At 59.8% G+C, this 10,382-nt stretch carries 9 protein-coding genes and 1 pseudogene; 6 read left to right on the top strand and 4 right to left on the bottom strand.

Annotated features, from left to right (window positions below):
- The first annotated feature begins 259 nt into the window (after positions 1-259).
- Together JQC81_RS31040 and JQC81_RS34200 are read left to right on the top strand one after the other, a co-directional pair.
- Positions 260-2,380 (top strand): DNA translocase FtsK, encoded by a 2,121-nt coding sequence (locus tag JQC81_RS31040; protein WP_246520796.1) that lies wholly within the window; start codon positions 260-262, stop codon positions 2,378-2,380.
- 550 nt (positions 2,381-2,930) lie between these two features.
- Positions 2,931-3,995: a lytic transglycosylase domain-containing protein gene (locus JQC81_RS34200; protein ID WP_203275629.1), complete on the top strand. Its 1,065-nt coding sequence runs from the start codon at positions 2,931-2,933 to the stop codon at positions 3,993-3,995.
- A 41-nt stretch (positions 3,996-4,036) separates the two neighbouring features.
- On the opposite strand, the gene JQC81_RS31030 is transcribed toward JQC81_RS34200, so the two are convergent.
- From JQC81_RS31030 to JQC81_RS31020, 3 genes and pseudogenes are all read right to left on the bottom strand, one after another.
- Positions 4,037-4,558, bottom strand: a complete 522-nt coding sequence (locus tag JQC81_RS31030) for a CYTH domain-containing protein (protein WP_203275628.1) — start codon at positions 4,556-4,558, stop codon at positions 4,037-4,039.
- A gap of 323 nt (positions 4,559-4,881) precedes the next feature.
- Positions 4,882-5,934 (bottom strand): annotated as a pseudogene (locus JQC81_RS31025) (IS630 family transposase).
- Between the two features lie 86 nt (positions 5,935-6,020).
- Positions 6,021-6,977 carry a tyrosine recombinase gene (locus JQC81_RS31020; protein ID WP_203275627.1) on the bottom strand — a complete coding sequence of 319 codons (957 nt, stop codon included), beginning with the start codon at positions 6,975-6,977 and terminating at the stop codon, positions 6,021-6,023.
- Positions 6,978-7,568: 591 nt separating this feature from the next.
- Here JQC81_RS31020 and JQC81_RS31015 point away from each other — a divergent pair.
- The 3 genes from JQC81_RS31015 (at position 7,569) to JQC81_RS31005 (ending at position 9,517) form a co-directional block, all read left to right on the top strand.
- A complete protein-coding gene (locus JQC81_RS31015; RefSeq protein ID WP_203275626.1) occupies positions 7,569-7,778 on the top strand; it encodes a hypothetical protein in 210 nt (69 codons plus the stop codon).
- Positions 7,779-7,953: 175 nt separating this feature from the next.
- Entirely contained in the window at positions 7,954-9,108 is a 1,155-nt protein-coding gene (repC, locus tag JQC81_RS31010) for a plasmid replication protein RepC (RefSeq protein ID WP_203275625.1), read from the top strand.
- 157 nt (positions 9,109-9,265) lie between these two features.
- Complete coding sequence (locus JQC81_RS31005) at positions 9,266-9,517, top strand: WGR domain-containing protein (protein WP_203275624.1); 252 nt, start codon at positions 9,266-9,268, stop codon at positions 9,515-9,517.
- A 30-nt stretch (positions 9,518-9,547) separates the two neighbouring features.
- Here the strand turns inward: JQC81_RS31005 and JQC81_RS31000 are convergent, their stop codons facing one another.
- Positions 9,548-9,751 carry a hypothetical protein gene (locus JQC81_RS31000; RefSeq protein WP_203275623.1) on the bottom strand — a complete coding sequence of 68 codons (204 nt, stop codon included), beginning with the start codon at positions 9,749-9,751 and terminating at the stop codon, positions 9,548-9,550.
- A 222-nt stretch (positions 9,752-9,973) separates the two neighbouring features.
- On the opposite strand from JQC81_RS31000, the gene JQC81_RS30995 reads away from it, so the two are divergent.
- Positions 9,974-10,279, top strand: coding sequence for a hypothetical protein (locus JQC81_RS30995; RefSeq protein WP_203275622.1), 306 nt, complete (start codon positions 9,974-9,976; stop codon positions 10,277-10,279).
- The last annotated feature ends 103 nt before the right edge of the window (positions 10,280-10,382 follow it).

The following is a 10,382-nucleotide window of genomic DNA, read 5'->3' as shown; positions in this document are numbered from 1 at the left end:
GGATCCGGTTTCTGAACGACTGGCATCACTCGCCGACAGGGAAGCTGCCCTGTCTAGCGCTGGGTGCGGAGAGATGGTCGGTTCCGCGCGCCGGATGATCGATACGGCGACACGGCTTCCGTCGTCACAACAGGCTCCTGCTGCCGATGAGATCCCGCACCCGAAACAATGCCTGGAGACTCAACCGGAGCTGGCCGCCACTCCCTTCAGTTTGACGTCAGGAGCAGTCTCGTTCTCATGGCAGGGACTATCATACGGAATGGCTGGCCTCAGTTCAGCGGGGAATCTGGCCGCCCTGTCCGCAGCCTCTGCCGATGAGCAGATCCTGGAGACCACCGACGTGGCTGTCGAGGTCACCAACGACAGCCAAGCGGATCCGGATGGAGCTTTCGAAGCGGGGTATGGCGTCTCTACTCAAGCGGCGCTGCCATCTGAGCAAACCCAGGAAACGGCCGTCGAGACCCGGATCGCCGTTGCGGTAGGAGAAGCTGCTCCTGTGGTTCCAGGTGCCAGTGTTTCGAATCCGATTGATGAGGTCGATCTCGGATACCTCGCTCTCTACGAGGATCTGCTGCCGGCGGTGAGCAAGAAGCTGCAGATGGAGGAGGTTGCCCTTCAGCCGCAGCCTGAACCGGTGGCCGACTCTGTCCCTACCCAGGCACCTGATCCGACAGCCGTCCCGGTTCGGGACCGGTGTGAGGAAGAGTCCGTACCTGATGCTGCGACGGAGCTGGGCCAGGCAGAGGGCGCTCTGATCCAACCGCTTCAGGAAGCCGGCTTGGTCGTGGATCTCCCCAAAATCGCTCCGTCAACCTGGGGGCACCCGATCTCCCGTCCTGCTGCAACAGAGGACTGGTCGTACCAGAAGCCGGACATCGCATTCCTGGCCGAGCCGCCGGAACGCGAAGGACCAGAGTTGACCGAGGACATTCTGGAGGAGACGGCAGGGCGGTTGGAGAAGGTCATCCGCGACTTCGGCGTGAAGGGCGAAGTCATCCATGTCCATCCAGGCCCGGTAGTCACGCTCTATGAATTCGAGCCCGCACCCGGCATCAAGTCATCTCGCGTGATTGCGCTGTCGGAGGATATCGCGCGCTCAATGAGTTCCGTCTCCGCGCGCGTGGCGGTGATCGCAGGCCGCAATGCTATCGGCATCGAGTTGCCGAACGAAACGCGGGAAACAGTGTACCTGCGCGAACTGCTTGCCTCAGACGATTTCGAGGTCTCGCAGCACAAGTTGCCCCTCTGCCTCGGCAAGACCATCGGCGGTGAAGCCGTCATCGCGGACCTTGCCCGCATGCCCCACCTGCTGGTGGCCGGCACCACCGGGTCGGGCAAGTCGGTGGCGATCAACACCATGATCCTGTCCCTCGTCTACCGCTTCACGCCGGAAGAATGCCGCCTGATCATGGTCGATCCCAAGATGCTGGAACTCTCCGTCTATGACGGCATCCCGCACCTGCTCACGCCTGTGGTCACAGACCCGAAGAAGGCGATCATCGCCTTACGCTGGGCCGTGCGGGAGATGGAGGACCGCTATAAGAAGATGGCGAAGTTGGGCGTTCGCAACATCGACGGCTTCAACGCTCGCATTGTGGAGGCCAAGGCCAAGGGGGAGGTCATCACGCGGACTATCCAGACGGGTTTCGACAAGGCTACGGGGGAGCTGACGTATACCGAAGAGGTCATGGACCTTACATCGCTGCCCTACATCGTGGTGATCGTCGACGAGATGGCCGACCTGATGATGGTGGCCGGCAAGGAGATCGAGGGTGCCATCCAGCGCCTGGCCCAGATGGCGCGGGCGGCGGGCATTCACGTGGTCCTGGCCACGCAGCGGCCGAGCGTGGACGTGATCACCGGCACGATCAAGGCGAACTTCCCGACCCGGATTTCGTTCCAGGTCACGTCCAAGATCGACAGCCGCACCATCCTGGGCGAGATGGGCGCCGAGCAGCTGCTGGGCCAGGGCGACATGCTACATATGCAGGGAGGCGGGCGCATCGCACGCGTGCACGGCCCCTTTGTCTCAGACATGGAGGTCGAACGGGTCGTTGCTCACCTCAAGCGACAGGCTAAACCTGTCTACGTGGAGGCGGTCACGGCCGAGGAGGACGAGGAAATGGAGCTTGAGGAGACGCCGGTCTTCGACGAGAGCGAAATCGGGCTAGGGTCGGGCGAGTTGTTCGACCAAGCGGTCTCGATTGTCCTGCGGCACAAGAAGGCCTCTACCTCGTACATTCAGCGTCGCCTGCAGATCGGCTACAACCGGGCGGCCTCAATCATGGAGCGGATGGAGAAGGAAGGGATCGTCGGACCCGCCAACCATGCAGGCAAGCGCGAAATCCTCATCGGAACGGGTGGAGCGGACGAGGACTGAGGCTGGGAGCGGACCGGACTGGCACACGCAAACGAGCATCGTCTCAGCCTCTAGCAGTCGGTGCAGCCTGCCGGCCTCATCTCATCTCCACACCGTGCCCTCGGGAGTCCTTTGGTGCTCCCGAGGGCTTCCATTTTAGGGATCCCTTCTTCAACCCATGAAGTGCTTGTGTCGCGTGCACACCGCGCAAAGTTCGATTACCGGGAGATACAGGCAAGGACCTCGTGTGGTCGCCTCAGGTAAAGCGCCAGAGCCAATCAATCATCAAACGTTAATCTATACCATAAACTGGCAAAAGCCCTGCTTGGAAAGTTTTGAAACAGGTGGGATGAAGATCAGGCCATCACGCGCAGGAGTCGACTTGAACTGCGGATCAACTATCCTTCTCCGACAGCGTGACGATGTTATCAGGAGACTATCTCGTGCCGGGTTCAGGTTGGGCTTGGCCCGTATGCTCACCCCTTTCGCACCACAGGATGCAGCTATAAACGATCTCTCAACATATTTGCGAAAAGCTGAGTAGAGCGCCACCCTTGAGGGATCCTGGCCTATGTTCAGTTTGCGTCTTGTGGCGTGCGGAATAGTATTCCTGCTTCTGGTTCCAAGTTCAGGATCGGCCGAGCCTGACTTTAACATCACCGAAATCGATGTGGATTGGCAGCTTGCCTCGCTTCCCCTGCCGCCTGATCTTGAGCCGATCACCACATCCACTATTCTGGAGATTGCTTCTCTCCCCCGTGCTCTCAAAGACCGATCTACGTACCTGCCTGCCATTGCCGAAGTGGCCGCAGCCAACGGGGTGCCGCCGGCCCTTGTTGATGCGGTGGTGCGGATTGAGAGCCGATACGATCCGACTGCTGTTGGCAGCATCGGCGAGATTGGACTCATGCAGGTGAGACCCAAGACAGCCGCGCTGCTGGGGTTTGAGGGATCCTCAGCCGAACTGTCCGACCCGAAAACCAATCTCCGCTATGGTGTGGGGTACCTCGCCAAAGCCTGGCGACTGGCCGATGGCAACCTGTGTCGCGCACTGATGAAATACCGCGCTGGGCACGCCTCAGACAGAATGAGCGCCCTCAGCATCGAGTACTGCCGAAGGGCTCGCCAGCACCTCACTGCAGTGGGAACTCAATTAGGAACCCCAATTGGAACGCTCCCGCAGCGGGCGATCCGCACGCGCGGCCGAGGTAAGAACATTGAGCGCAAGCACCCGACAAAGCTCACGATTGCGGTATCCAGGGTCTCGCGTCTCTACAGGAGGGAGCGGATCCGCTCCAGCTGGCTGCAGCAGACTGGAGGAGGCAACAGAGCTTGGAACAAGAAGCATCGCGTTGGCGAAAGGACACGTCGGATAGACCGCTCGGTCCGGCTTGTGCACCAAACAGCAGCCCGAGTGACGCGCCTTCAAGTGGCACACCGAAGAACCGGATTGCATCCCGTTAGTGCAGCGGCGATTTCAATGTACAGTCTGCTCCATCACAGTTTGCGCCGACATAGGCAATCAGCAGTGCGACCGAGTCTGAATGACCCCTGCATCGGCAGTTGTGAGCCACTCATGCAGGGTTTGTTTAGAACCAGAGTTTGCGATGAACCCAACAAAAAGAGCGCTGCCTGACCATGGCAGCGCTTTCTAGTATTGTCCGGCCCGGCTTCAGGTTATTGGGCTGTTCTCTTCACCGACTCACGAAGCTCTTCAGGGAGTGGCTCTGATCCTGGAGGAAGGTTGGTCTCCTTTGCCGCCTTCAGGAGGCCTGATGTCTCAAGCGAGCGGCTGAGAGCGACAATGACGTCGTCAGCAGCCGAGATATTACTTTCCTTCGTGGCTGCCCGGGATTGATCCAGCATGTCGAGCGCTGCCTCGACCTGCTGACTTGCGAGCGGCACCTCAAGGTTCGACTGGAAGCCGTTGAGAGCGATATAGCGCCACTCATAAGTAAATTCGGTCGTCACCTCGGACCCGAACCAAGTCGGGATCTCGAAGGCCTCTGCCTGCTGGACGTCATCAAATTCCACGGTGATGAGATCAAAGCTGCCGGGATATACAACGCGATCAAGCTGTATCTTGTGGCTCAGGCCGCTCTGTGGCGGCAGATGGAGGCGGTCATAGGAGATCTGCCCGATGCACAGACTGAACAGTGCCTCTGCATGTTCCCGTGGGAGCGGTGCTAGCTTCTCCACCGGGGCTCCTTCTGGATCCTGTCCTGACAGCACAAAGTGCGCTTGATCCGCCTCCAACCGTACAAGTTGGTCTTTGCCGGGCTGGGATGAAAGATAGCCCTCGACGACTTGACGATCGACCCCTCGCTCTCGGGAAATGAGGCGAGCAATGCATGGAGAAATAAGGAAGCGTCGAGCATTCTTCATGGGAGCACCTGCAAAATGAAATGACTATCAAAACGCAGGGCACATGGTCTGCTCGAACCTGTTTACAAATGTTTACCATAACATTTTAAGAGATTGAGATCTGTCGCGATCCAGTTGCTCATACCAAGTCCCACTGATCAGAACTGATGCGCCCATTCACGCAAGCCGATGGACATGATGGTCCAGGGCTGATCTGCAAGCTTGTTCCAAGCCGCACAGCAGTGATCGAGAATGTCGCTGTAGGAGGTGAAGATCCGGTTGGAGAGCCAGTTCTCCCGCAGATACTGCCAGATGTTCTCCACCGGGTTCAACTCAGGCGCTTTCGCCGGCAGCGGCACCAGGGTGATGTTGGAGGGCACCTGCAGCTTGCGCGAGACATGCCAGCCCGCTTGGTCCAACAGCAGCACTGCACGCGTCAGGCGCCACCGCCTGCGAGATCTCGGCCAGATGCAGCGTCATCGCCTCGGTGGTGCAACGCGGCAGCACCAGGCCGGCAGCTTTGCCCTGGGCCGGGCAGATCGCCCCGAAGATGTAGGTCGAGGCCGTCCTCAGATCCCGTGGCGCCGAGGGCCGCGTGCCGCGTTTGGCCCAGCGCCGGGTGATCTTGTTCTTCTGCCCAATGCGCGCCTCATCGGCAAACCAGATCTCTAGCGACTTGCCATCGGCCTCTTCGGTCGCGATTTCCTCCAGACGCGCGGGAAAACTTTTTTAAAAGCAGATACAGCAGCCTCGCTCTTGGCATGGTGCTGCGGGCGGCCCGAGAGCTTGCGGTAGCCGAGCGCCCGAACTTCCCGGCTCAGCGTCTGTTTTGAGATCGGCAGGCGGTATTCGTCCCAGAGCCACTGGATCAGATCCACCAGCCGCCAGCGCACCACTCCGTGCACGGCTGGAATCGGGCCGGCCTCGATCATCTGCACCAGATGCTGGCGATGCTGGTCGGTGAGTCTTGAGGGCTGGCCCGCCGGCTTGCGGTCGATCAGGCCTTCAGGCCCTTGAGCGTTGAACTTGACCACCCAGTCGCGCACGATCTGCAGGGTCACCCCGCCGATCCGCGCCGCCTCGGTGCGCGAGGCCCCCTCGTAGATCGCCGCGAGAGCCAGCAGGCGGCGGGCTTGCGGGCCATCCTTGGTCTTCCTGGCCAACGCACGAAGCTGAGACGCATCAAAGTCAGAGCGGAGTGGAATCGGCATGGCAAACCTCCCTGGTTCACCAAACTGAATCACGCCCACTCCAGCCCGGGAAATCACGAACGAGTCAGCCCTTCAGGGACTTGGTATCAGTCAGCTGTGGTGCGGTCCTCCTCATTCAGTGGATGGAGGTCTCGAACCATCTGGTGGAGACGGGAGATATCCAGATGGGTGTAGATCTGGGTGGTCTCGATGCCGGCATGACCAAGCAGTTCCTGTAAGACACGCAGGTCGGTGCCGCCCGAGTGCATGTGGGTGGCAAAGGCATGCCGCAGCACATGTGGCGAGACCCGCTCAGGACTGGAGAGGCCCGCGGCCACAGCAGCCTCCTTGATCTCGAGCAGCGCCGCCTGGCGCGTCAGGGCCTTGCTGCCATTGCGCACCGAATGGAACAGCCACTGGCTCGGCTTGCCTCCAGAATACACGCTGGCGAGCTTCTGCCATTGGGCAATGGCCGCAATTGCACGGTCATGCAGGGGCACAAGCCGCTGCTTGTCGCCCTTGCCGCGCACCAGCAGCATCCGGGTCCCAGGTGGTGCCGCGTCTGACGGCAACGACAGGGCCTCGCTGATGCGCATGCCCGAGGCATACAGGGTCTCGAACAGGGCAGCCCGTCGGGCATAGCCGGCCTGACGGTAGAGACCGACCGAGGGATCGGCAGCTAGCGCGTGGGCCGTCTCCAGGAGCGCCTCGGTCTCGGTAATCGACAGGACGAAGGGCAGCTTCCGAGGCCGGCGCATGGTTGACAAATTGTTCGTGGGATCACAGGAGCCGAGTTCTTCCGCGATCAGGAACTTGTGCAAGCCGCGCGCCACCGTGATCCTGCGGGCCATGGTCGATCCGGCATAGCCGCGCTGATCGAGAGCGGAGATGTAATCGCGGACTTGCTCCAAGCTGACGTCATTCAGTCTAAGCCCGTTCTCGTCCAGCCAGGCAAGATAGCAGTTGAGGTCATCGGTGTAGGTGTCGATGGTACCGGCCGAGGCCCCGAGCTCTGTTGCCAAGGCATCGAGCCAGAGCTGGGCCAGCCGCTGATTGGTCCGCATGAGTTCCTCCTGCAGGAGGAATATCGCACGGCACCAGTTACAGACTTCTTGTCAAAATGTTTGTTCGACGAAATTCGCTCGGCGCCCAAGTTGAGATGTCACTGCCCGCGTGAAGTAGATCTACCCGGCTGGCTCGCTTCAGGTGGAGTTCCTCGCCACCTTACCGGGGTATGGCCCTTCAATCCCCATCGAGGTCCGATCAGGTTCCTGTGGTCATAGGTTGGACGAGTACCGCTCGGGGACTCCGCCAAAAATCGGCTCTCTTGAGTCTATCGTAAATATTAATCGTAGAATTGCTGCCAGCACTCAGTCTTCAAGGCACCACATTGAGTCCTGGAGAGAGGAAAGTCGAGATGTGCCTCGAGGGGAAGACCCCACAACTCGGGAAGTAGAATCAAGTGCGTAAAGCCAGATCGCATGGAACCAGCTTTTTACTTGCGAATTGATTCGGCTTTTTGCGCTAATTGATTCTGCCTAAAGGAGTTTTCCAACGGAGAATCCGATTATTGTGAATGGATTCTTGCGCTCCGACTCCACAGCCAACCCAGAATCGGGCAAGGCTCGTAACGTTACGAGCTAAATGGGTGTGAGATGCCAGATCCTTTGAGCCGCCAACGCGTCCAACGCCTTCGACTGGCCCGCAAGGAGCAGGGCTTTCGAGAGACGAACGTATGGCTGACCAAAGAGGTCGATCAGAAAATCGATGATGCCGTCGCGAGGGGACGATTCCCCTCCCGACGGGTCGCGATCACCCATGCCCTCGCGACATTCTTCGAACAGGAGAAGAGCACGGTGACGTAAACCCGGCAAAGCAAAAGGCCCACGAAGCGGGAACTTCGAGGGCCTTTGGAGACCACCGCGAGGGGTGGGCATTCGGAAAGATTAAGCACCTTCCTTATGCCACCTCGACAAACTGGCTGTCAAGAGCATCGGTTTCGGTGAACGCTCCCGCTTTGCCCTCACATAGGAGGGTACGATGCAGCTAGCATCGTCAGGAGGCCGGCGGCTGAGACATGCTGCTTTGGCCGCGAGAGAACTTGCGCTCGAAACCGGGCGCACGGTGACGCGTAAAGAACTATCTGCGGCAGCCCGGGAGGCGGCCAAAGCCTTGGAACTGCGGAACGGACCCCGGTCGGTCCTCTCCGAACTCGTGGCCTGCTGGGGCGAGCAGGAGTGGGAGCGGCTGCTGGTCTGGCCCTCCAATGACTACCTGATGAGCCGCACCGGCCTGTCCGAACGGTCCGTTCGGTATGCCTTCAGGGTGCTGATCGAGCAGCAGCTGATCGTTCCGAAGGAGTCCCCCAACGGGAAGCGCTTCGCTGTCAAAGACTTAGGTGGCGAGATCGTTGATGCGTTCGGTTTCGACCTGACGCCCGTCTATGCCAGGCGAGGGGAGTGGACCGAGCGCCTGATCGAGCAAAAGCAGCTCAGGGAAGCCCGCAAGCGCGCCTTCGACGAGATCACCATTGCCCGCCGCGCTGCGGAAGAAGCCTTGAGTGCCCTGGCCGAGCACTATCCCGATCTGGACCGCTCCGATCTGGAGGAACGTTTCAAGGTTCTGAAAGCCCGGACGCCATTACGCAGCACGAAGGTGATGCCGCTGGACCCTCTCGACGAGTGGAAAGACCTGAGGACACTCTGCGAGAACGCATTCTTTGATGCGGGCAATGGGGGCAAAGATTGCCGTCACACTAATAACAACAACGGATCTCCTAGTGAGCCTTGTAACAAGGGCTTTCCGAAGAAAGCTGAGGCGGTTCGTTCAACCGAACAAACGCCGGAGCACCTATCACCGGAATTGATCCTTGAGGCTTGCCCCACCCTCAGCGACTACGGCCAGCCGGTGCGGGACCTTGCTGACATCGTCTCGGCCGGCCGCTACCTGCGAGCCTCGCTCGGGGCGCATGAAAGCGCCTGGGCCGAGGCGGTCGAGGACATCGGCACCGTCAGGGCGGCCATTGCGGTGATCTACGTCCTGCAGCTCTACGAGGACGACGCAGCCAAGAACGGTGGCGAAAGCCGGATCAAGAACCCGGGCGGCTACTTCCGTGCCCTCACGCGCATGGTGAAATCCGGCAAAATCGACCTTGCCGTCGAACTCCTGGCCATGCGGAGGCGACGAATGTCATGAGGAGGGTGGACCGTTCGCGGCGAGATAGCCGACTGGCCAGCGTGCCTGGGGTCACAGAGCGGCAATAGCAGGGTGCATCACTGATGTGAATCGTTCATGCTCAATGGATTCAGGACTTTGATTGGACCTTGTCAAGGTGCCTGCGCGACAGTGGCGCATGGCTCAAGACACGATCCAATATCTGGTCCTGCACAGGTGCGATCCAAGCTGCAACATGGCTCGCTACTATGTGCTGTCGATCGAGCCGAGCCTGTTTGGGGATGCGACCCTGGTCCGCCAATGGGGCCGCATCGGGCAGCCGGGGCAGAGAAGGATCGAGCTCTACGAAAACCAGTCACGTGCAGTGGAAGCCCTTGAGACCTGGCTCCAGCGAAAGCGGCGACGCGGCTATCTGCTGCGGAGCGGGTAGGGCAGGGGTACAGGGACACCTGGATCGGTCTCAGCGTCGGATCTTGAGCAGTTCTTCGACAGCTTCAGCTTCCTTGAGGCTGCCTCTCTCGTACTGGCGCAGCACGTCCCGGATTTGGGTGCGCTTTGAACGTGAGCTGCCAGTTTGCTCGTCATGAGCAGTTACTTGCCGCTGGATTGCGGCTGGCTGTTCAGGCTTGCGGAAGTAGGTCTGCACTTTCTGCAGCAGTCTCATGTTCGGCATTCTTGATAGTAACTCTGACCGGCCGATATGGGAGCTCTTGAGGCCGGTTCGTCGCCTTCTGTCCTTAGCAACCTGTAAGATTGAGAAAGACAGACTTTGGTAGAAAGCTTTGGAACGGGAAAGCCGCACTTCGATCTTTGCTATAATGTGAGCAGAGCCTCGACAGTGCTCGTGGCTGACAGGATCGGACGGGCTCTGAGAGGATGACCTCAAATGGATGAGAGTTTCTCGCCGAACATCTTCCTTTATGGCATGGCCCTCGTTCTCGCTGTGGGAAAGGCGTTCACGCTGACGATCTGGCGGACCCTTCCGAAGCCCAGACTCGGGCTCAGGCAAGAGATGTTGCAGCCCTGGAAGAACCGCAGGCTTCAGAAGCAGGCCGCAACGAACGTAGTTCAGCCTCCTCGCAAAGAGCCGACGGCGGACGACTCCTCGAGGAGCGCTGAGGGGGCTGAGGCGGAGCCACACGCCACAATGCCCGCTCCCATAGACCGACGGCTTATTTCCGAGCCGCCATAAGGTCATGGGTAAGGACAGTGAGCTTGCCGATCAGCGATGCCATATCGCTCGGATCGCATGACCACTGGGTACCGATAGCCGCCCCATCGGAGGATACGGACAC

Source organism: Microvirga arabica (assembly GCF_016811235.1).
GTDB lineage: Bacteria > Pseudomonadota > Alphaproteobacteria > Rhizobiales > Beijerinckiaceae > Microvirga > Microvirga arabica.
This window is presented reverse-complemented; position numbering and strand designations above follow the sequence as displayed.